Source organism: Photorhabdus aballayi (genome assembly GCF_026153155.1).
Lineage (GTDB): Bacteria > Pseudomonadota > Gammaproteobacteria > Enterobacterales > Enterobacteriaceae > Photorhabdus > Photorhabdus luminescens.
In genome coordinates this window covers 22,073-42,067 of the sequence record NZ_JAPFCD010000002.1, presented here as the reverse complement: position 1 = coordinate 42,067, position 19,995 = coordinate 22,073, and the positions used below count along the sequence as shown (strand labels likewise).

The 19,995-nt window shown below is 42.3% G+C and carries 22 protein-coding genes and 1 pseudogene; 8 read left to right on the top strand and 15 right to left on the bottom strand.

Features of this window, described 5'->3' with window-relative positions; translation table 11 throughout:
* Nucleotide 1 precedes the first annotated feature (1 nt).
* Both OO184_RS01515 and OO184_RS01510 read left to right on the top strand, forming a co-directional pair.
* Entirely contained in the window at nucleotides 2-250 is a 249-nt protein-coding gene (locus OO184_RS01515) for a type II toxin-antitoxin system HicA family toxin (protein ID WP_376712533.1), read from the top strand.
* Nucleotides 251-281: 31 nt separating this feature from the next.
* The gene (locus tag OO184_RS01510) at nucleotides 282-719 is read left to right on the top strand and encodes a type II toxin-antitoxin system HicB family antitoxin (protein ID WP_265377688.1); all 438 of its coding nucleotides are present in this window, start codon (nucleotides 282-284) and stop codon (nucleotides 717-719) included.
* A gap of 291 nt (nucleotides 720-1,010) precedes the next feature.
* Here OO184_RS01510 and OO184_RS01505 read toward each other — a convergent pair whose 3' ends face one another.
* Nucleotides 1,011-1,460: a hypothetical protein gene (locus tag OO184_RS01505; RefSeq protein WP_265377687.1), complete on the bottom strand. Its 450-nt coding sequence runs from the start codon at nucleotides 1,458-1,460 to the stop codon at nucleotides 1,011-1,013.
* Between the two features lie 217 nt (nucleotides 1,461-1,677).
* Here OO184_RS01505 and OO184_RS01500 point away from each other — a divergent pair, with 217 nt between their 5' ends.
* Nucleotides 1,678-2,070, top strand: coding sequence for a hypothetical protein (locus OO184_RS01500; protein WP_265377686.1), 393 nt, complete (start codon nucleotides 1,678-1,680; stop codon nucleotides 2,068-2,070).
* Between the two features lie 706 nt (nucleotides 2,071-2,776).
* On the opposite strand, the gene OO184_RS01495 is transcribed toward OO184_RS01500, so the two are convergent.
* Nucleotides 2,777-3,238 carry a hypothetical protein gene (locus OO184_RS01495; RefSeq protein ID WP_265377685.1) on the bottom strand — a complete coding sequence of 154 codons (462 nt, stop codon included), beginning with the start codon at nucleotides 3,236-3,238 and terminating at the stop codon, nucleotides 2,777-2,779.
* Between the two features lie 205 nt (nucleotides 3,239-3,443).
* On the opposite strand from OO184_RS01495, the gene OO184_RS01490 reads away from it, so the two are divergent.
* Nucleotides 3,444-3,587 carry a hypothetical protein gene (locus tag OO184_RS01490; RefSeq protein WP_265377684.1) on the top strand — a complete coding sequence of 48 codons (144 nt, stop codon included), beginning with the start codon at nucleotides 3,444-3,446 and terminating at the stop codon, nucleotides 3,585-3,587.
* A 931-nt stretch (nucleotides 3,588-4,518) separates the two neighbouring features.
* On the opposite strand, the gene OO184_RS01485 is transcribed toward OO184_RS01490, so the two are convergent.
* From OO184_RS01485 to OO184_RS01460, 6 genes and pseudogenes are all read right to left on the bottom strand, one after another.
* Entirely contained in the window at nucleotides 4,519-6,144 is a 1,626-nt protein-coding gene (locus tag OO184_RS01485) for an RCC1 domain-containing protein (protein WP_265377683.1), read from the bottom strand.
* An 818-nt stretch (nucleotides 6,145-6,962) separates the two neighbouring features.
* Nucleotides 6,963-8,390, bottom strand: a complete 1,428-nt coding sequence (locus OO184_RS01480) for an RCC1 domain-containing protein (protein WP_265377682.1) — start codon at nucleotides 8,388-8,390, stop codon at nucleotides 6,963-6,965.
* Between the two features lie 81 nt (nucleotides 8,391-8,471).
* Entirely contained in the window at nucleotides 8,472-9,173 is a 702-nt protein-coding gene (locus OO184_RS01475; protein ID WP_051560783.1) for an RCC1 domain-containing protein, read from the bottom strand.
* Between the two features lie 740 nt (nucleotides 9,174-9,913).
* Nucleotides 9,914-10,192: a helix-turn-helix domain-containing protein gene (locus OO184_RS01470; RefSeq protein ID WP_049584046.1), complete on the bottom strand. Its 279-nt coding sequence runs from the start codon at nucleotides 10,190-10,192 to the stop codon at nucleotides 9,914-9,916.
* A pseudogene (locus OO184_RS01465) lies at nucleotides 10,189-10,287 on the bottom strand (type II toxin-antitoxin system RelE/ParE family toxin); the annotation flags it as partial. The pseudogene OO184_RS01465 and the gene OO184_RS01470, both read right to left, overlap by 4 nt.
* Before the next feature lie 95 nt (nucleotides 10,288-10,382).
* Entirely contained in the window at nucleotides 10,383-10,583 is a 201-nt protein-coding gene (locus OO184_RS01460) for a type II toxin-antitoxin system RelE/ParE family toxin (RefSeq protein ID WP_265377681.1), read from the bottom strand.
* Nucleotides 10,584-11,274: 691 nt separating this feature from the next.
* Between OO184_RS01460 and OO184_RS01455 the strand changes: the two genes are divergently transcribed.
* The gene (locus OO184_RS01455; protein ID WP_132346368.1) at nucleotides 11,275-11,460 is read left to right on the top strand and encodes a hypothetical protein; all 186 of its coding nucleotides are present in this window, start codon (nucleotides 11,275-11,277) and stop codon (nucleotides 11,458-11,460) included.
* 33 nt (nucleotides 11,461-11,493) lie between these two features.
* Here the strand turns inward: OO184_RS01455 and OO184_RS01450 are convergent, their stop codons facing one another.
* The 4 genes from OO184_RS01450 to OO184_RS01435 form a co-directional block, all read right to left on the bottom strand.
* Nucleotides 11,494-11,766: a type II toxin-antitoxin system RelE/ParE family toxin gene (locus OO184_RS01450; protein WP_265377680.1), complete on the bottom strand. Its 273-nt coding sequence runs from the start codon at nucleotides 11,764-11,766 to the stop codon at nucleotides 11,494-11,496.
* Entirely contained in the window at nucleotides 11,766-12,206 is a 441-nt protein-coding gene (locus tag OO184_RS01445) for an antitoxin PaaA2 family protein (RefSeq protein ID WP_265377679.1), read from the bottom strand. The genes OO184_RS01450 and OO184_RS01445 overlap by 1 nt, the downstream gene beginning before the upstream one ends.
* A gap of 426 nt (nucleotides 12,207-12,632) precedes the next feature.
* On the bottom strand, nucleotides 12,633-12,956 hold the full coding sequence (locus tag OO184_RS01440; RefSeq protein ID WP_012776412.1) for a CcdB family protein: 324 nt from the start codon (nucleotides 12,954-12,956) through the stop codon (nucleotides 12,633-12,635).
* Entirely contained in the window at nucleotides 12,956-13,216 is a 261-nt protein-coding gene (locus OO184_RS01435) for a type II toxin-antitoxin system CcdA family antitoxin (protein WP_265377678.1), read from the bottom strand. Before OO184_RS01435 ends, OO184_RS01440 begins: the two co-directional genes overlap by 1 nt.
* 300 nt (nucleotides 13,217-13,516) lie before the next feature.
* Between OO184_RS01435 and ligB the strand changes: the two genes are divergently transcribed.
* The gene (gene ligB / locus OO184_RS01430) at nucleotides 13,517-15,307 is read left to right on the top strand and encodes an NAD-dependent DNA ligase LigB (protein ID WP_265377677.1); all 1,791 of its coding nucleotides are present in this window, start codon (nucleotides 13,517-13,519) and stop codon (nucleotides 15,305-15,307) included.
* 64 nt (nucleotides 15,308-15,371) lie between these two features.
* On the opposite strand, the gene OO184_RS01425 is transcribed toward ligB, so the two are convergent.
* Nucleotides 15,372-15,989: a trimeric intracellular cation channel family protein gene (locus tag OO184_RS01425; RefSeq protein ID WP_049584163.1), complete on the bottom strand. Its 618-nt coding sequence runs from the start codon at nucleotides 15,987-15,989 to the stop codon at nucleotides 15,372-15,374.
* A gap of 134 nt (nucleotides 15,990-16,123) precedes the next feature.
* On the opposite strand from OO184_RS01425, the gene OO184_RS01420 reads away from it, so the two are divergent.
* Nucleotides 16,124-17,413 carry a YidR family protein gene (locus OO184_RS01420; RefSeq protein WP_265377676.1) on the top strand — a complete coding sequence of 430 codons (1,290 nt, stop codon included), beginning with the start codon at nucleotides 16,124-16,126 and terminating at the stop codon, nucleotides 17,411-17,413.
* Nucleotides 17,414-17,475: 62 nt separating this feature from the next.
* Here OO184_RS01420 and OO184_RS01415 read toward each other — a convergent pair whose 3' ends face one another.
* Nucleotides 17,476-17,796, bottom strand: a complete 321-nt coding sequence (locus tag OO184_RS01415) for a YceK/YidQ family lipoprotein (protein WP_265377824.1) — start codon at nucleotides 17,794-17,796, stop codon at nucleotides 17,476-17,478.
* Between the two features lie 393 nt (nucleotides 17,797-18,189).
* Between OO184_RS01415 and OO184_RS01410 the strand changes: the two genes are divergently transcribed.
* Nucleotides 18,190-18,315, top strand: a complete 126-nt coding sequence (locus OO184_RS01410; RefSeq protein WP_312023675.1) for a type II toxin-antitoxin system HigB family toxin — start codon at nucleotides 18,190-18,192, stop codon at nucleotides 18,313-18,315.
* Between the two features lie 327 nt (nucleotides 18,316-18,642).
* On the opposite strand, the gene OO184_RS01405 is transcribed toward OO184_RS01410, so the two are convergent.
* Nucleotides 18,643-19,896 (bottom strand): valine--pyruvate transaminase, encoded by a 1,254-nt coding sequence (locus OO184_RS01405; RefSeq protein ID WP_088374987.1) that lies wholly within the window; start codon nucleotides 19,894-19,896, stop codon nucleotides 18,643-18,645.
* Nucleotides 19,897-19,995 lie beyond the last annotated feature (99 nt).

Here is a 19,995-nt window from a genome sequence, read left to right as displayed (position 1 = left end):
AATGAAACAAAAATGTTGTATTTGCTGTTTTATGTGTCATGATTGCTTGGTCGAAAAGGAGGTGTGGATGAAATACAGTGAGTTTCGCCGATGGCTAATTTCTCAAGGAGTTCTAATAGAGAAGGCTAGGGGGGGAGGAAGCCACCGAAAGGTATCCATAAACGGTAAATCGTCGGTTTTCCCCGATCATGGTTCCAAAGAGATTCCTGAACCATTGAGGAAGAAAATAATGAAGGATCTGGGGCTTTAAATTCCGGTTATCTATCTTAAAGAGAGGTACTATGTTTAATTATCCTATAAAACTAGAATATGACGAAGAGACAGGAAGTTATGTGGCAAGTTGTCGTGATCTTCCCTTATTCAACTCAGTAGGTGACTCAGTTGACGAAGCTCTTCTAGAATCTATTGATGGGTTGGTTACGGCTATTTCTATAGAAATTGACAAACGTCGGCCTATACCTGAAGCATCCATGTTGGAGGCAGGTGAATACATCGTCACTCTTCCTATTCTCGTCGTAATGAAAGCGGCATTGCATAATGCAATGGTAGAAACAGGAACACGCAAAGCCGATCTTGCTCGACGGCTGGGACAAAAGGGGCCGCAGATTGATCGGCTTCTTGATGTTGAACATTCATCAAAGGTTGAAGTTGTTGAATTGGCTTTGCATCAGTTAAATAGAAAGCTAGATATAATCGTTAATACTACATTACATCATTAAATAAAATATCACATAAGTTGAGATATTTTGCGAATGAAAGTAATTGAAAGAGTAACGTGAACAAGTAAGCGGATAATATGATTAAGTGTGAACGATATTGGTGTTGATTTCTCATTTGAAGTTTTGAGTTATCGTTTTTAATTTTTATTAGCAAATCAGTATAATAACTGGAATTAAATATTCTGATATTTCAGATTAATAGCAAATAAGATGAATGATAACTCGGTCTATTATCTGTATTGCTTGGATATTCAACCGGGGATTGCTCCCCGGCTGTGCTATTAATGATCTTTATTGATTATTGCTATCCGCTTTTCTCTTCCAGGGGTGATTATCTGGGTTATCATGGGGGACTGGCTTCTTCGAGTTAGCATTTTCCTCACTCGTCGGCCTCAGGACAGCCGGGTCTTTAAACTTATCATTTGGATTATCGTCTGGCGGCGTCCAGAAAGCGACATTATGAATCCAATGGCAGTTGTCTTGCATCTCAATTGACGGCACTCCGTTTTCCCACTTACTTTCCCATTCAAATTTCTCGTCGGGTTTACGTTCCCATGAAAATCCAGCCCCTTTGCAGGTTGCTGTGTAAACCAGGTCTGTCACGCTAGATTCCATGACGTTTTGGTCTCCCTTGAACCAGTAGATATCACGATTCGGAACGATAGCATCCGTATAAAGGTTTGCTGTGGCTTCGCCAGGCGCTCCATCTTTACGCTTGGCAACCATCTTACAGTGATACATACCTGTTACCACATGTGGAACCCTGAAGATTCTGTTTTGTGCTCTAACCCAAAACATGGCGTCTTTTAACATCAAATCGCCGGTCGGCGTTGGAAAATCATGATCGACTACTTGTGGAAAGGCAATTGTTAAGTTAGTGGACCCCCTTGCTGGGTAATGAACCGGCTTACCTTGGTTGTCTTTCCCATTGATGACTGGTTGCCCGAGAGTTTTGAATATGTATCTTGCATCCCAGGAGGGAGTAGCAGGGTACCCTAGGTCTGGTGTTGGTTTCTTGGGGCATTCAGTAGCGGCCAATACTGAGGTGGAAAACAGCGCCCCGATAGACGCGCACATCACCCATGCCGACCACCGGCGATTTCGACCAACATTCTGCTTCACTCTATTGATGAACGTTTTTTCAGTATTCATCGGATACTCTGACGGGGAGTGTTCCCCGATTGGCATATTAAAAATTTTCATTCTCTGTGATAACCCTGTCCCGGCCAGATTGCATTGGCCTTTTAAGGGTCCTCCTTCTTTAAATGATTATTTTCTGCATCGGATTACCCGTGCAGGCCGTTATTACAGATTGCATTCATATAAGGGTATTGCTGGCACTTATGTTTGAGGAGAAATCGTCTTGATTCATATTACCCTCCTAAATTTAAGGTGGTATTGGATTGACCTTTTTTACCCACAGAGGAGCTTATACCGTAGAACTGAATCCCTTGCGGATTACGCTGATTTTCTATTGCGACTAATTAAGACATAAATAAGTTTAGCAACTCTTTAAGAAAAAGATAATAGAAATATAAAAATATTAAAAAAATGTGATAACGAAAAGTTATCAGCCGATAACTATAGGTTAACGCTAAAGTTGATTGTTTTAAGAACATTTCCCATAGGTAGATGATAAGAGTGACAATAATGAGATTTAGGCGGGAGAATTTAGAGGGGATATACATATTTTTGGCTATTATTACTTGAATGAGTAACTTAATTAACTAACAATTAATTGTAAGAAAAGAAATAGGGGGTTGTTAAGTTGTTTTCGTAATATCCGCTCTATGTGGCTTATAAAAACTTAGTTATTTTGAGATTTTTAATATTTATTTTTCAAACTATTTCGTAAAGTTATTGTCTTTTGAGATTTATTTGGCAGTTGATTTTAGTAATAACAGCGGGCGGGTGAGTTGATATTTAAAACGGAATAAGCGATGGGTTGAACCGGGTATTATGGTTTAGCCTTGATTTTCGTGTTTTTTAGTCACTCCTAATAACAACTATTGCGCACTCAACCGGGGATTGTTCCCCGGCTGTTCTGTTAACGATTTTTATTTATTGCCGCTATCCGCTCTTTTCGTCCCGGATAGATTATCTGGGGTAGCATTGGCATCTGACTTCTTCAAGTCAGCACTTTCCGCACTCATCGGCCTCAGGACCGCCGGGTCTTTAAACCGATCATTTGGATTGTCGTCTGGTGGCGTCCAGAAAGCAACATCATGAACCCAATTGCAAAGGTCTTGCATTTTAATTGACAGTGCTGGGTTGTCCCACACACTTTCCCATTCAAATTTCTCTTCGGTTTTACGCTCCCATGAAAATCTGGTCCCTTTGCAGGTTGCTATGTAAACCAGATCTGTCACGCTAGATTCCAGAACATTTTTGTCTCCTTGAAACCTGTGGATTAGATGATTTGCAACGACAGCATCTGTCTCGAGGGTGGTTGTGGCTTTCCCTGCCGTTCCATTTTTAAGCTTGGCAGTCATCTTACAGGTATACTTACCTGTGACCACATGTGGAACCTTGAAGATTCCGTTTGGGGCGCTAACCCAAAACAGGCCGTCTTTTAACTTTAAATCGCCTGTCGGCGTTGGAAACTCATGATCGACTACTTGTAGAAAGGCAATTGTTAAGTTAGTGTACCCCCTTGCAGGGTAATGAACTGGCTTACCTTGGTTGTCTTTCCCATTGATTATTGGCTGCCCGAGAGATTTGAATATGGATACTGGGCTCCAGGGCGGGGAAGCAGGGTACCCTAGGTCTTGTATTGGTACTTTAGGGCATTTAGTAGCGGCCAATACCGAGGTGGAAAAGAACGCCCCGATAGACGCGCACATTACCCATGCCGGCCACCGGCGATAGCGAGCCGCTATTTGGGTAACATTCTGCTTTACTCTATTGATGAACTTTTTTGCAGTATTCATCGAATATTCTGACGGGGAGTGTTCCCCGGTTGGCAGGTTAGAAATTTTCATTCTTTGTGATAACCCTATTCCGGCCAGATTGCTTTGGCCTTTTAAGGGCGCTCCTTAATTTAGATGATTATTTTCTGCATCGGGTTACCCGTGCAGGCTGTTATTACAGGTTGCATTCATATAAGAGTATTGCTGGCACTTATGTTTGAGGAGAAATCGTCTGGATTCATATTATGCTCCTAAATTTAAGGTGGTATTGGATTGACCTTTTTTACCCACAAGGGAGCTTATACCGTAAAGCTTAATCCCTTGCGGATTACGCTGATTTTCTATTGCGGCTAATAAGACATAAATAAGTTTAGCAATTCTTTAAAAAAAAGATAATAGAAAAAGCAAAAAATTAACAGAATGTGATAATAAAAGATTATCAGTCGATAACTATTGGTTAACGCTAAAGTTGATTGTTGATGGTGGTTTTTAAGGTCATTTTTACAGATAAATGATAAGAGTAATAATAATGAGATTTAGGCAGAGGAATTTAGAGGAGATATACATCTTTATGGCTATTATTGCTTGAATGAGTAACTTGATTAACTAACAATTAATTGTCAGGCAGGAAATAAAAGATTGTTAAGTTGTTGTCGTAATTTTCGCTCTATATGGTTTATAAAGAATTAGTTATTTTGAGATTTTTAATATTTATTTTTCAAACTATTTCATAAAGTTATTGTCTTTTGAACGTGATTTGAAAGTTGATATTGGTAATAACAGGGGGTAGGTAAGTTGATATTTTAAATGGAATAAACGATAGGCTGAACCGAGGAATTATGGCTCAGCCTTGGTTTTCGTGTTTTTTAGTCATTCATAATAACAAGGGATCAATCATCATATTCGCTATGTACTATATTGTCTCCCATATCCAACAGATCCCAGGCTAATCTTTGACCATTTGCCCGTAAGACGGTGAATGCGCTGCTGGATGCACTTAGGCTGATGATATCTTGTAGTTGGGTTATTCCAGGTGGTATCTGGATATTAAGCTCTTTGAACCCCCAAGCGACCACGCTACGATTTGCTCGTAGAGCTGCGAAAGCATAATGACCTCGTGAGGAATCATCAAGATCAGTTGTACTCAGGCTGACGATATCCTTTAATTTGGCAATCTCAGGAGGGACACTGATAGTACCCCAGGAGACCACACTGCGGTCTGCCCGTAGGGCTATGAATGTGGTTCTTGATGAGTATAGGCTGACAATATCTTTTAATGCGGCAATTTCGGGTGGAATCTGACCACCAGAGCTTGGCTCCCCCCAGGCGACGACACTGCGATCTGTACGTAAAGCGGCGAAAGCGCCATTTGTCGCACTTAGACTGATAATATCCCGTAATGAGGCGATTTCTGGTGGGACTTGGCCGCCATAGTCTTGATGTCCCCAAGCGACTACGCTGCGGTTTGCCCGCAGGGCGGCTAAAGCATAAGTTGTTATACTTAGGTTGGTAATATCTTGCCATTTTGCAATTTCAGGAGGTATCGAATATCCGGGCCAGGTGACTACTGTGAGGTCTGCTCGCCGGGCGATGAAAGTATTATTTATTACACTCAGACTGATAATATCCTGTAATTTGGCAATATCGGGCGGAACTCGGACTTTTCCCCAAGAAACCACGCTGCCGTTTGCCCTAAGGGCGGTAAAGGTATCATTTGTGAAGCTATATAGTATATTCATTTTGTACTTGCCACGGTTGTCATCTCCGCAAGAGTATTGATTATGGTCTGGCCACCAGGCTGCACAGACATGATCCGAAAGGTTATGTATTGAATTTATGCTTATAATGTCCTTTAATTCAGCAATTTCTGCTGGTAATTTGCCGCCATATTTCTGATCTCCCCAAGCGACTACACTACCGTCTGCCCGTAGGGCAGAGAAAGCATAATTCGTTGAACTCAGGCTGACAATATCCTGTAATTTAGCAATTTCTTCTGGAAGAGTGCCGCCATACCTCTCATCTCCCCAAGCGACCACGCTACGGTCTGCCCGCAGGGCTGCGAATGCATAGCCTGTTGAACTCAGGCTGACGATATCCTGTAATTTGGCAATTTCTGGCGGTATAGAGCCGCCGCCGCCCTCATCTCCCCAGGCGACCATTCTGCCATTTGTTAATAACATGGCGGTTGCGGTGTAAGTAGAGGTGATGGAGACCTTGTTGTCTTTCCCATTGATGATTGGCTGCCCGAGAGATTTGAATATGTATTCTGCGTCCCAGGGGGGAGTCGCGGGGTACCCTAGGTCTGGTGTTGGTTTACTGGGGTATTCAGTAGCAGCTAATACCGAGGTGAAAAAAAGCGCCCCGATAGATACGCACATCACCCATGCCGGCCACCGGCGATAGCGAACCGCTATTCGGCCAACACCCTGCTTTATTCTATTGATGAACGTTTTTTCAGTATTCATCGGATATTCTGACGGGGATTGCTCCCCGGTTGGCATATTAAAAATTTTCATTCTTTGTGATAACCCTATTCCGGCCAGATTGCCTTGGCCTTTTAAGGGCGCTCCTTAATTTAGATGATTATTTTCTGCATCGGGTTATCCGTGCAGGCCATCATTACAGATTGCATTTATATAAGAGTATTGCTGGCACTTATGTTTGAGGAGAAATTGTCTTGATTCATATTACCCTCCTAAATTTAAGGTGGTATTGGATTGACCTTTTTTACCCACAAGGGAGATTATACCGTAAAGCTTAATCCCTTGCGGATTACGCTGATTTTCTATTGCGGCTAATAAGACATAAATAAGTTTAGCAATTCTTTAAAAAAAAGATAATAGAAAAAGCAAAAAGTTAACAGAATGTGATAATAAAAGATTATCAGTCTATAACTATTGGTTAACGCTAAGGTTGATTGTTGATGGTGGTTTTTAATGTCATTTTTACAGGTAAATGATAAGAGTAATAATAATGAGATTTAGGCAGAATAATTTAGAGGGGATATACATCTTTATGGCTATTATTGCTTGAATGAGTAACTTAATTAACTAACAATTAATTGTCAGGTAGGAAATAAAAGGTTGTTAGGTTGTTGTCGTAATTTTCGCTCTGTATGGTTTATAAAAACTTAGTTATTTTAAGGTTTTTAATATTTATTTTTTGAACTGTTTCGTAAAGTTATTGTTTTTTAATCTTTACTTGCAAGCTGATTTTGCTAATAACAGCGGGTAGGTGAGATGATATTTAAAGTGGGATAAGCGATAGGCTGAACCGAGGTATTGTGGCTCAGCCTTGGTCTTATTGTTTTTTAGTCATTCATAATACCAATCAGCTAATCATCATATTCGCTATGTACTATATTATCCCCCCTATCCAAAAGATCCCAGGCTAATCTTTGGCCATTCGCCCGTAAGACGGCGAATGCGCTGCTTGATGAACTTAGGCTGATGATATCTTGTAGTTGGGCTATTCCAGGTGGTATCTGGATATTAAGTTCTTTGGACCCCCAAGAGACCACGCTACCATTTGCCCGTAGAGCCGCGAAAGCATAATTACCTTGATTCGCGGAAGCATCAAGATCAGTAGTTTTCAAGCTGACGATATCTTTTAATTTGGCAATCTCGGGTGGGACTCTAATAAGACCCCAGGAGACCACACTGCGGTCTGCCCGTAGAGCTATAAATGTGTTCCTTGATGAATATAGGCTGACGATATCTTTTAATATGGCAATTGCGGGTGGAACCTGACCACCAGAGCCCGGGTCCCCCCAGGCGACGACACTGCGATCGGTACGCAAAGCGGCGCAAGCGCCATTTGTTGCACTTAAGCTGACAATATCCCGTAATGCGGCAATTTCTGGTGGGACTTGGCCGCCATAGTTTTGATGCCCCCAAGCGACCACGCTACCGTTTGCCCGCAGGGCGGCTACAGCATAGATTGTTACATCCAGGTGGATAATATCCTGCCAATTTGCAATTTCAGGAGGTATGGGATACCCGGGCCAGGTGACTACGCTGAGGTCTGCTCGCCGGGCGATAAAAATATTATTTATTGAACTGAGACTGATAATATCCTCTAGCTTGCTAATATCTGACGGAACAGGGACTTTTCCCCAAGAGACCACCTTGCCGTTTGCCCTAAGGGCGGTAAAGGTATCATTTGTAAAGTTATATATTGAATTCATTTTGCGCCCGCCACGGTTGCCATGGCTGTCGTAATCTCCGCAACCGAATTGATCACGGTCTGGCCACCAGGCTGCACAGACACTATCCGAAATGCTATGTATTGAACTTATGCTTATAATGTCCTTTAATTTAGCGATTTCTGCTGGTAATTTGCCGCCATATGCGCAACCTGTATGACCTCCCCAAGCGACTACACTACCGTTTGCCCGCAAGGCTGCGAATGCGCAATTTGTTGAACTCAGGCTGACAATATCATGTAATTTAGCAATTTCTGGTGGTAAATTGCCGCCATACTGATCATCTCCCCAAGCAACCACGCTACGGTCTGCCCGCAGGGCTGCAAATGCGTAACCTGTTGATCTCAGGCTGACGATATCCTGTAATTGGGCAATTTCTGGCGGTATAGCGCCTCCACAGCTCTCCTCTCCCCAAGCGACTATTCTGCCGTTTGTTAATAGCATGGCGCTCGCAGTGTAAGTTGAGGCGATGGAGGATTTGTTGTCAAAGTGACTACATATCCCACCTCCAGATTGCTGGTATAGTTTGTTTGGTGAGAACTCGTTATCTGGGTTCATATTATTCTCCTAATAAGGTTATATCGGATTGACCTTACCCGCAGGGAATCTGTACCGTAAAACCTCTGCTTAATGGATTAATTAATAGTCGTATTCGTAATGTAATTTATTATCATTAGCCGAACCCCAGCCAACTCTCTGACCATCGGCCCGCAGTACGGTAAATGAGTTTCTTGATGCATTTAGGCTAACGATATCTTGTAACCGAGCTATCCCGAGTGGGACTTGATTGCCTTGATAATTGCCATGTCCCCAGGCAACGACGCTGCCGTTTACCCGTAGGGCGGCAAATGCGGTTTCTGTTGTGCTGATACTGACAATATCTTGCAATGCGGCAATTTCGGGTGGGGTTTTGATGTCACTACCTCCCCAGACGACGACACTGCGATCTGCCCGTAGGGCCGCGAAAGCCTTCGATGTTGTGTACAGACTGACGATATCTTGTAATTGGGCAATTTCTGGCGGGAGTTGACCACCGTTACCTTCGTTGTTGTTTCCCCAAGCGACCACGCTCCAGTTTTTCCGTAGAGCCGCGAAAGCATCATCTGTTGCACTTAGGCTAACGATATCCCGTAATTGGGCAATGTCGGGTGGGATCTGACTACTGGGGTCATTTCCCCAAGCTATCACTCTGCCATTTGGCAATAACATGGCGGTTGCCCCTCTGGTAGAAGCGATAGGCATATTATCATCAGCGTGACTACTCCTGTTTGGTTGCCAATATTGTTTTGTAGGATTACCGCCAGTATCCATGTTTGGTGAGGGATCGTTATTTTGATTCATATTATTCTCCTAATGATGGTGATATCGGATTGACCTTTTTACCTGCATTACCCACAAGGGAATCTATGCCATAAAACCTATCCTTTGTGGGTTAAGCTGAATTTCTACTGCAATTTAATACAAACCGTTCTTTGATGAATAAGATAATAGGAAAATTTATCGGCTGATAACTATAGGTTAATACTAAATTGATTTTTTGGTAGTTGGTTTTGGATTATTTTTTATCGATAAGTGATGAAGGTTAAAATTATGAGGCTTGAACGACGTAATTTAGAGGAAATGTACATCTTTATGGCTATTGATTAATACATGAATATGTAACTTACTTTACTAAGTATTAATTGTAAAAAAAAGAGTAAAAATTACCAGAGTGGTTGCCGTAATATTCGTTCTACTTTGTTTATGAAATTGCCGGTTATTTTGAGGTTTTTGGTATTTGTTTTCTAAATTGTTTGGTAGAGTTATTTTATTTTTATATTTATTTGAAGGTTTATTTTGGTAATGACAGAGGGCGATGAAATTAAAAATTAATATGTGATAGGCTGAGTCATTATATTTGGTTAAATCATTGATTAATATTTCGTAATAACAAAATATTACTTAGTAAATTAACTAATCGTATCGTTATATGCTTTGGTATCGAGGCTTTTCCTACTAACTCTCCGTTGTTTACCCGCAAGGCTGCTACAAAAGAAAACAAATATGAAAAACCCCCGAAGATGTTTTTCATATCGTTTGGATTAAGTTGTTTTGAAGCCAAAATGCAGTTCACAATTGCAAGCTTTGGCGTAGTTCAATAGTGTCTTAAGTGTTGGGTTTCCATTTCCTTTTTCAAGCCTGGAAATATTCGCTTCTTTTGTTCCCATACGCTGTGCAACTTGATTTTGAGTTAAACCAGCAGCATGCCGCATGCGTAATAGAGTATTAATTAGTTCGAATTCTGGCTCTAGCGCATCATACTCAGCTTTTACATCTGGGTTAGCTAATGCTTTGGATTTTAGAGACTTTAAGCTACTCATTTTGTAACCTCTTTCATTCGTTCATAAGCGAGATTAAGATCCTTTTTAGATATCTTCTGGTTTTTCTTAATAAATGCATGAAGGACAATGATATTTGGACCTTGTAGATATACCCGTCATCTTTCAAGTTGCCTCTTTGTTGGCTGCACTCGCTTACCCCGGTCACATAGTTTGCTATGCTCCCGGGGATTCACTCCCTTGCCGTCGCGATGCATCTTGAAATCCATAGGGTATAGCAAAACAATCCGCGTCCAATACCTTCTTGCGCTTTGGCTCGAATCTCGAATAGGCCTTTTCCCATTGGCTTAGTGTGTGGCTCTCCAAGATTAGCGCCATATTCTTCAATGAGCTCAAGCAGTTTTAGCATACGTGCCTGAATTCCGGGTGGCATATCTAGGATCACACCCTCGACACCATCATAGAACTCAATGTTCCAGTTCATATTCAATATTGCCCTTAAGCTTATCTTATATGATAAGTTTGTAAGTTGTCAAACCTCTGTTTTCGATGAAAACCCGAGTGGCGGAGATTGTTGATAGCAGCTCTGAACCAAATATTAAATACATCAGGTTTTCACCATGATATCTACTCTATGCAGTATATAAAAAAGTCCATTACCTTGGGATTTCAGTTAGTTATTCTTCGAACCGCTTCGCAAAGTTATTATCTCTGCCTTGGATAGCATCTTTTTATCCTCTATTTTGCCGTTATGCATGGATAGCCCAAGGAGCAACGGATGCTTAATTTATTGATATTGATTCTGTTTATTGTTTTCAGTACACCGAGAGTTGCGGCTGAAACATTAGACACAGGGAAAAGTTACCCTGATTGAGCGGGTATTTTTTACATGGTGATATATTCAGGGGCTATGATCTTTCTATCACTAACCTGTAACTAGATGAATGTGTTAGAAATAGTGTAAGAAAAATAAAGTAATGAATAAAAAAGAGGTTGTCCGGGGTAAGAATGGAATTTACACTGCATTCTATGGTGTATAATTTATCAACAGTTATTGCCTTAATATCATTAAGTTAATTTTATTCTGTCATAAGTTTGTGGTGCAAATTACAGGGGGTACAGTGATGAGGCTTGAACTGCAAAATTTAGATGAAATGTCACCGGCGCAAGAGCAAACTTTTATGACCATTTTCGATGCTCAATTGGCAAATGACGATGGTTCAGAGGCGTGTGCTCACCTCAATTCTGGTGAACCAATTTATTATGCGGAGTTTGATACTCCAGCAGGGATGGTTATCGATGCATCTTGAAATCCATAGAGTATATACTCGTGAATAGTATAGTTAAGGCCATTGCTGGGCAGTATGTAACAGTCTGAGTACCTGCAAAAGGTTTCCCTGAACCCGGTAGATAATAACGTAATGGGGGTGAACGACAGCTTCCCGTGTCCCTTTTACCCTACCAGGCTTATACATATTGGGATGTTGGCAGGCCGTTTCTGCCGTTACTTCAAATTCATTATCGAGCTTAATTGCAGCAAACGGATTATCCAGCGCGATATATTCCATAATAGCCTCACGATCAGCCAAAGCCATTGGCTTCCATTCCAACTCCATTATATCTCCTTACGTAGGGCCGCTTTTTTGGCTGCAAACTGTGCCTTAGCTTCCTCATGAGGAATGCTGGGGTGGGGATCATCAATAGCTGCCTGAACTTGTTTACGGAACCATGCATCATAAGCAGCAGCCTTATGCGTCCGTTTCAGAGCTTCTGCACGGTCTGGACGGGCCGTTTTCGTTGGTGTATCCAGATTATAGTTGGCTGCATCTACATTGAATTGTGCAATGCCTACGTCTTTAAGATAGGTGACAAGGGTTTCCAGTCGTTTGAACAAGCGTACTTGACGGCTGCGCTGGGCAACCAGAGGACGCTCCACCGTGCCATATTTCACCATCAAAGCCCATCCATCGTTATGACCTACCACATGTACCGAGTTAACAGCGCCGGCTTCAACTAGGCGATTTAGTGTGGGATGATCAATTGTTTCTGTGACCATAAATGTTCTCCTGAGTTATTTATATGCAAGTATTCTGGGTAGCATATGCATTTAATTATTAATTGCAATGCAATAAATAGTTAAATGAGTCAGGTTCTCACTGTAATTATCTGTTTTGTGCAGTATATAAAAAAGTCTGTTGCTTCGGGATTTCAGGCAGTTATTCTTCGAACCGCTTCGCAAAGTTATTATCTCTGCCTTGGATAGCATCTCTTTATCCTCTATTTTGCCGTTATACATGGATAGCCAAGGAGCAACGGATGCTTAATTTATTGATATTGATTCTGTTTATTGTTTTCAGTACACCGATAGTTGCCAATGAGACATTGAATACAGAGAAAAATTGCCCGGATTGAGCGGGTATTTTTTACATTCTCCGCACGAAGGGGTCTGACGGTTCTAGTTATCTTTCTTCTCTTTGCGGGTTCAGGTGTTCGTTATGATAGCATCGAGGGCTGAGATAATTTCATTTCTGGATGAGGCTACGTTGCATACAAAATCTGATTTGTTGATTTTTTTTGCATCCAGAAACGTTATTGCCGGTGTAAATATATAATAACTATTATTATTAATGACCACCTGAGGGGTGATTCTTTTCTGGTTGAGGCTAATGTCATTTTTAGATACCAGAGGAACAATAATCCTTGTTGTTAAATCATCAAAATAATCATTCTGGATAATAAGGTAAAACGGCCAAAGCCTGTTTGTTTTGGCCGATGGATTACGATACACATCAAATTGCTGTGGCATTACAGACTCCCGAAAAATTCATCGTCTGTGAGCATTCCAGCTTTCGCCATGAATATGTTCATAGCCTGCATATCTTCTTTCTCTTTCTCTCTCTCATCCTGTTTAGCTTTTATAGCCTGCGCCAGAAGAATATCTAGTGTTGCTGAGAGATTCATGTCCATACTATGGGCTTTATCGACCAGTGAAGCCGTCAGGTACACGTTGGTGCTTCTTTTGGTGCTTCTTTTGGTGCTGTTACGGGGAGAGGTAACGGTATTCATGGTGTTTACTCCTATGCGCAAAGGTATGCGCATAAGTATGATGGGTAACGGAAAAACGATCAAGTATCCTGCTTCTTGAAAGACTTAGAATTTAATTATTAATTGCAATGCAATAAATAGTTAAATGGGTCAGGTTCTCACCATAATTATCTGTTTTGTGCAGTATATAAAAAAGTCTGTTACTTTGGGGGTTCAGGCAGTTATTCTTCGAACCGCTTCGCAAAGTTATTATCTCTGCCTTGGATAGCATCTCTTTATCCTCTATTTTGCTGTTATACATGGATAGCAAGGGAGCAACGGATGCTTAATTTATTGATATTGATTCTGTTTATTGTTTTCAGTACACCGATAGTTGCGGCTGAAACATTGAATACAGAGAAAGATTGTCCTGCATGGTCGCAGGACAAATTGCAACATGAAACAAAAAGTCTGATGCAACAGATGGCTCAATGGGATCAGCTTTATCGTCAGAAAGGGATCAGCGAGATCGATGATGAAGTTTATGATCAATTAATGGCGGAGCTAATTCATTGGCAACTTTGCTTGAAACAAGCACCTCATTCAGATTTTCCTGTGGAAGTTTTTCCCGATAATAAGCTGGTTCATCCAGTTGCTCATACCGGATTAAGCAAACTGAAAGACGAGCGGGAAATTAACCGATGGCTGCACGGCAGATTACCTGTCTGGTTACAGCCAAAGATTGATGGCGTGGCGGTAACACTGGTTTATCAGAATGGGAAATTAGTTTCATTAATTAGCCGAGGCAATGGTTCCGCAGGAGTAGACTGGACAGCGAAAAGCCGACATATTCCCGATATTCCCCAAAATATAGAAAATGCTCCACCTGATCTGGTGTTGCAAGGCGAGCTTTTTCTGCATAAAGAGGGGCATAGACAGCAATTGTCCGGCAGTGATGGCGCTCGTAATCGTGTTGCGGGTTTGATGATGCGTAAGGATCATTCGCCAGAATTAAAGCAAATCGGTGTGCTTATCTGGAGCTGGCCGGATGGCCCTGTGGATATGGAAAGTAAATTGCAGAAACTGGCGAGTATGGGTTTTCCATTAGCGCTTCGCTATAGCCATAAAATAGAGAGGCCAGAACAGGTACAGAAACTGCGGACGCATTATTTTGAACAACCTATGCCTTTCGCTACAGACGGTATCGTGCTGAAACAGGAAATTGAACCCAAAGGAAGACAGTGGCAGCCCGGCTCTAACAGTTGGGCTGTGGCATGGAAGCACCCTTTACGCCATCAGGTTACACAAGTCAGGGAAGTGAGTTTTACTATTGGCAGAACGGGCAAAATCTCAGTTGTACTTGGGCTAGATAAGGTAAAACTGGATGATCGGCAAGTTAGCCGAGTCAATATTGGTTCAGTCCGCCGTTGGCAACAGTTGGATGTGTTACCGGGGGATAGGGTGACTCTTACGCTTGCGGGTCATGGTATTCCGAAATTGGATCAGGTGGTGTGGCGGATCAAAGAGCGTCAGAATATTCAGCCGCCAGATAAGCAGCGTTATCATGCGTTGAGTTGCCTGACGTTAACGGCAGGTTGTGAACAACAGTTTAATGCCCGGCTGAAATGGCTTGGTGAACATTTGCATATGACAGGTGTCAGTAGCGGTAGTTGGGCAATGCTGACCGAACAGAAGTTAGTTACTGATTTAACCGGTTGGTTAACGCTTTCAGTTCAAGATATTGCCGCTTTACCGGGAATCGGAGATAAACGGGCACAGGCTATGTATTCACAATTCAGTAAGGCAAAGAATCAACCTTTTTCCTATTGGATGAAAGGCATTGGAGTGCCTTATATGGATAAATTATCCGGTGATGTTTATCACTGGCGGCAACTGGAACAGGAATTAGCTGGAACACAGTTAAAGCAGCAACTCACTAGCGGGCAATTGAAAAAGTTGTCTGATTTTGTCAATGACACGCAGATTAAAGCAATTGCAGAGAAACTGTCAGTGGCGGGGATCAAGGGATTTGACCAGAAAAACGGGGTTGGGCCGAACCCCGTGGGTATATACCCAATGGATTTCAAGATGCATCGCGACGGCAAGGGAGCGAATCCCCGGGAGCATAGATAACTATGTGACCGGGGTGAGTGAGTGCAGCCAACAAAGAGGCAACTTGAAAGATGACGGGTATAGTTCAATGATCGGAATGTTCATAATTAAAGACAGGTAATCCAAGGCGGTAGCGAATAGCAACCAATCTTGCTGTCAGGCCGACGATTAGGGTAATCAAAACAATGCCATCCAGCGGTAATGGCGTGTGTTGTAACCCGATGTATAGCCAAGCGGCGGCAAAAGAGACGCCGGCATAAATCTCTTTCTGGAAAACCAATGGAATGGTGTTACACAGCATATCGCGTAACACGCCACCGAAAACACCGGTGATAACCGCAGCAATGGAAGCAATAATGGGGCTATAGTTCATATCCAGCGCAATCTGCGCGCCAATAATGGAGAAGACAATCAGACCAATGGCATCAAGGATCAGAAACAGGCGGCGTAAATGCTTCATCATGGGAGCAACCCAAGTGGTGATTACGGCGGCACAGGCAACGGTGACGATATATTCAGGGTGTTCAACCCAACCGAGGGGATAGTGCCCGAGAACAATGTCTCGAACGGAGCCGCCGCCAATTGCCGTTACAGAAGCAATAATAATCACGCCGAACATATCCATTTTACGGCGGCCCGCAGCTAAAGCGCCGGTCATCGCTTCAGCGGTAATCCCAATGATATAAAGAACACTTAGTAACATAGATAATAAAATGTGCGCAGCATAAAAAAGTAAGAGTACTGTCGAAGTGGTAAAGTCTCGACTGAAATTTTTTAGTTCCATCTATTTCGGATTAATATTATTTATCCGAAAAAACCTGATGTAAGGATAATAAAATGGCCTTTCAGGAATGGCAAATCACGTTTGATAATCGTAGTCGCCAGCTTACCAATATTAATGTCTGGACACCAGACAGCCAGTGGTTAGCTTATGATGTTCGTCCTCATGGCGCTTCTTTTACCGGTTTAACGATAGAAAAAATTCATGTACACAGCGGCAAAACAGAAATTATCTATCAGGCCAGGGATGAAGCTCATGTTGGCGTGGTGACAGTCAGCCCAACCGAACCTGTCCGGTATGCGTTTATTCATGGGCCTGAATTTCCAGATGAGCAATGGCATTATGATTTTCATCATCGGCGGGGCGTGATTGTCAGTGAGGATGCGCCGGGAAAAGCGGTTACGTTGGATGCAATGGATATTACTGCTCCTTATACGCCGGGAGCGCTGCGTGGAGGCAGTCATGTTCATGTATTCAGCCCGGATGGTAGTCGTCTGAGTTTTACTTATAACGACCATGTTATGCATGAGCTTGATCCAGCGCTGGATTTACGCAACATCGCCGTTGCTGTGCCCCTCAAATCAGTTGAACCGCCTAAACAACATCCTCGTGAATATGATGGTAACTATTTCTCCGTTGTCGTCAGTACTACAACGCCTCAACCGGAGCCAGATAGTGATGAGATTAACCGTGCCTATGAGGAGTGCTGGATAGGTCAGGCAGGATATCGTAAAGCGGATGGAAATTGGCAGCGTTGGGCGTTGGCATTTATTGGCGATACTATCTCTGCAACAGGGGAAAAGGTACCGGAAGTCTATATTGTTGATTTACCCGAACAGGATGCTGATTATGCAATAGCAGGGGAAAAACCACTGCAAGGTACGGAAACAACGTTACCTGCACCACCAGCTAATATCATGCAGCGTCGTCTGACATTTACCAGTCATAAGCGTTGGCCTGGGATAGTGAATAATCCACGTCACTGGCTGCGGACCTCACCGGATGGTGAGCAGATTGGTTTTCTGATGAAAGATGACAATGGCATTGTCCAACTATGGACAATATCGCCAAATGGCGGAGAACCGCGTCAGATAACGTACAGTCATTGTGGCATTCAATCTGCTTTTAGTTGGGAAAGCCGTGGTCAGTATGTTGCTTTTATTTGTGATAACAGTGTGATGCTATGCGATGTACAAAATGGTCAGATGCAACGTTTGACGAAGCGTACAGAAAAAGCGCCTGCTGCTGAGGCGGTTGTGATTTCACCGGATAGCCGTTATGTTGCATTTACGCGTGAAGTCGATGGTTATATGCAAATTTTCCTGGTGGAAACCGGATTGAAATAAATATATTTGCCGCCAGTTCATTTTCTGCTGGTGGCAATAAATAAACCGGAACGGATTATCAATTAATTGTTTTTGGTTTGATGTTGTGCTTTTTCTATTTTTTCAATTCGCTCTTTTGGTGAACTTGCTGATTGATCTTCGTCAGATTTTATATAGTCATAAGGTAATAACAGAGTATCTAATATCGCGGAAAAAGGCAGATCAATCGCGAGTAATGGTTTCATTACCCAACCTGTCTCTTGGTCTTTTAACATTTCAATGTTAGCTTTAGCTCCGGGATAATAACCGCGACTTGGCCCTGAATGTGTCATGATGCTGGTACACCCGCTGATTAACAGCCATCCTAATATGACGCAAAATAGAATTAGTTTGTTACTCTTCATCGGTTCTATCGATCTCGTATGGCTAATCCGCTGAAATAGTTCGCCCGTTCTTGAGTTTGTTGGGTGATCTTTATTTCCCCAAATTTCTCCAAATCCCTTAACCAAGGGTTTTGACATCAATCACTATAATCACGTCACGCAACGTTGACCATAGCATTGACATCAAAAAGTCGTGAATTTTTTATGTAACAGGATTTTTTTCTGTTTTTTGATTAATAAAAAATAATGTAAGTCGTCATAATAATTTGAATAGCCTATAACTTAAGTAATTTTTGAGGCTAAAACAATTTGGCTTTTGTCTGCCAATAATAACGTTCTAAAGAGTGTTGTGCTCCTTTCTGGGGTGATAAGTCCTTATAGTTTGTGGTCTTAACCACATAACAGCTATTTAATATCAAAGGTAACGACTATCGCTTAATTGTTTCCATTTTTTACCCGATTGTCTGGTCGTATGTAAAATTTGTTGGAATACATCAGCAATATGATGCGATAGACGTCAACACAGTTGAGTCAAACTAAACTATGAATATTAAACCAATCAGAACAGAACAGGATTACAAGGCAGCTTTAAAATCCATTTCACCATCAGTAAACGCATAAAAACCCGTCTATTCAAGGCATTGGATTTAGAAATTTCTGATTGAATAGGGGCTGCTTAAGGAGAGTAGGTAAACAGGGAGTGTTTCTTTCACTCTTCTTAATGCACAAAGCATTCTACAAATTCTGAGAATAATTATGTAAAGTCCTCGTTGTCATTTAGCTCCTGCCTTTCCGAGCAGGAGCTTTTTTTGTCATCCTTAAACCAACTCCTAGGGAGATGGGCTTTTACTATTTATTTTAGTGATTTTAAGCTGCTTGCTGATGTGCTCGCTCAATCTCTTCTGCCAGAATCGCAATCCCTTTGGCAATACTTTCCGGATCAGGAACATAATTCATACGCATGCATTCATGGGTATGCGGCCAGTCTTGTTCCAGCCCGGGGAAGAAATAGTGACCTGGAACCATTAACACACCACGTTTTTTCAGTCTTTGATAAAGGGTTTCTGTGGTTATCGGCAGGTTTTTGAACCACAGCCACAGAAAAATAGCGCCTTCTGGTTTGTGGATAAGGCAAAGTTCTGCCGGCAGGTAACGACGGATAATCTGAATCACATCTTGAACCCGTTGTTGATAGAACGGGCGGATAATTTCCTGTGACAAACGAAGCAAGTCATTACGGCGGATCATTTCCAATGCCATTGCGGGACCCACACCACCCGGCGCAAGACTGATGATGCCATTCATATTACTGACGGCATTGATGATTTTATCGTTAGCGATAATGATTCCACAGCGTGAACCCGGCAACCCTAATTTGGATAAACTCATACACAGAATAATATTGGGATTCCACAACGGTGTAGCTTCGCTAAAAATAATACCTGGGAATGGCACGCCGTAAGCATTATCGATGAGCAATGGAATCTGGTGTTGTTGAGCCAGATAATCTAACCGTTGTAACTCTTCATCAGTGATAACGTTACCCGTTGGGTTGGTTGGGCGAGAAACACAGATCAGGCCAATATCTTCGGTAATATTGAGGTGGTCAAAATCAACATGATATTTGAATTGGCCTTCTGGCAATAATTCAATATTGGGTTTATTGGCGACAAATAAGCCCTCATCCAGCCCTGAGTCAGAATAACCAATATATTCCGGCGCTAGCGGAAACAGCACCTTGCGCACAGAGCCATCTTCGCTGCGTCCAGCCAGCAGGTTAAATAGATAGAAGAATGCACTTTGGCTGCCATTGGTCAGGGCAATATTTTGTGTACCAATCTCCCAACCCAATTTTTCGCGCAACATCTCTGCCAATGCTTGAATCAATGTGTCCTTTCCTTGAGGCCCATCATAGTTGCATAGCGTGTCAGTGAGTTGGCCGTTGGCGACCATCTCTGTCAGTAGTTGCTGAAAATAGTCATCCATTTCCGGGATATGTGCCGGGTTGCCGCCGCCTAACATAATTGCGCCGGGCGTCCTCAACCCTTGATTAAGGTCATTCATCAGGCGGGTTATGCCTGCATCTTGTGTGAATTTGTTACCAAATTGAGAAAAAATCATAGCCACGTTCGTTGTCGGTGTGTTGTTTGGATTAACAGACATAACACCATACTCCGCGCATTATTGGGGTGCAATCTGGAAAATTATGACTATTGGTTA

Excerpts from the sequence above, each read along its gene's own strand:
- OO184_RS01515 (WP_376712533.1), top strand. The coding sequence starts at position 2 with ATGAAACAAAAATGTTGTATTTGCTGTTTTATGTGTCATGATTGCTTG.
- OO184_RS01510 (WP_265377688.1), top strand. The coding sequence starts at position 282 with ATGTTTAATTATCCTATAAAACTAGAATATGACGAAGAGACAGGAAGT.
- OO184_RS01505 (WP_265377687.1), bottom strand. The coding sequence starts at position 1,460 with ATGTATCACTGTAAGATGGTTGCCAAGCGTAAAGATGGAGCGCCTGGC.
- OO184_RS01500 (WP_265377686.1), top strand. The coding sequence starts at position 1,678 with ATGTATCTTGCATCCCAGGAGGGAGTAGCAGGGTACCCTAGGTCTGGT.
- OO184_RS01490 (WP_265377684.1), top strand. The coding sequence starts at position 3,444 with ATGGATACTGGGCTCCAGGGCGGGGAAGCAGGGTACCCTAGGTCTTGT.
- OO184_RS01485 (WP_265377683.1), bottom strand. The coding sequence starts at position 6,144 with ATGAAAATTTTTAATATGCCAACCGGGGAGCAATCCCCGTCAGAATAT.
- OO184_RS01480 (WP_265377682.1), bottom strand. The coding sequence starts at position 8,390 with ATGAACCCAGATAACGAGTTCTCACCAAACAAACTATACCAGCAATCT.
- OO184_RS01475 (WP_051560783.1), bottom strand. The coding sequence starts at position 9,173 with ATGAATCAAAATAACGATCCCTCACCAAACATGGATACTGGCGGTAAT.
- OO184_RS01470 (WP_049584046.1), bottom strand. The coding sequence starts at position 10,192 with ATGAGTAGCTTAAAGTCTCTAAAATCCAAAGCATTAGCTAACCCAGAT.
- OO184_RS01460 (WP_265377681.1), bottom strand. The coding sequence starts at position 10,583 with ATGCCACCCGGAATTCAGGCACGTATGCTAAAACTGCTTGAGCTCATT.
- OO184_RS01455 (WP_132346368.1), top strand. The coding sequence starts at position 11,275 with ATGAGGCTTGAACTGCAAAATTTAGATGAAATGTCACCGGCGCAAGAG.
- OO184_RS01450 (WP_265377680.1), bottom strand. The coding sequence starts at position 11,766 with ATGGAGTTGGAATGGAAGCCAATGGCTTTGGCTGATCGTGAGGCTATT.
- OO184_RS01445 (WP_265377679.1), bottom strand. The coding sequence starts at position 12,206 with ATGGTCACAGAAACAATTGATCATCCCACACTAAATCGCCTAGTTGAA.
- OO184_RS01440 (WP_012776412.1), bottom strand. The coding sequence starts at position 12,956 with ATGCCACAGCAATTTGATGTGTATCGTAATCCATCGGCCAAAACAAAC.
- OO184_RS01435 (WP_265377678.1), bottom strand. The coding sequence starts at position 13,216 with ATGAATACCGTTACCTCTCCCCGTAACAGCACCAAAAGAAGCACCAAA.
- ligB (WP_265377677.1), top strand. The coding sequence starts at position 13,517 with ATGCTTAATTTATTGATATTGATTCTGTTTATTGTTTTCAGTACACCG.
- OO184_RS01425 (WP_049584163.1), bottom strand. The coding sequence starts at position 15,989 with ATGTTACTAAGTGTTCTTTATATCATTGGGATTACCGCTGAAGCGATG.
- OO184_RS01420 (WP_265377676.1), top strand. The coding sequence starts at position 16,124 with ATGGCCTTTCAGGAATGGCAAATCACGTTTGATAATCGTAGTCGCCAG.
- OO184_RS01415 (WP_265377824.1), bottom strand. The coding sequence starts at position 17,796 with ATGAAGAGTAACAAACTAATTCTATTTTGCGTCATATTAGGATGGCTG.
- OO184_RS01405 (WP_088374987.1), bottom strand. The coding sequence starts at position 19,896 with ATGATTTTTTCTCAATTTGGTAACAAATTCACACAAGATGCAGGCATA.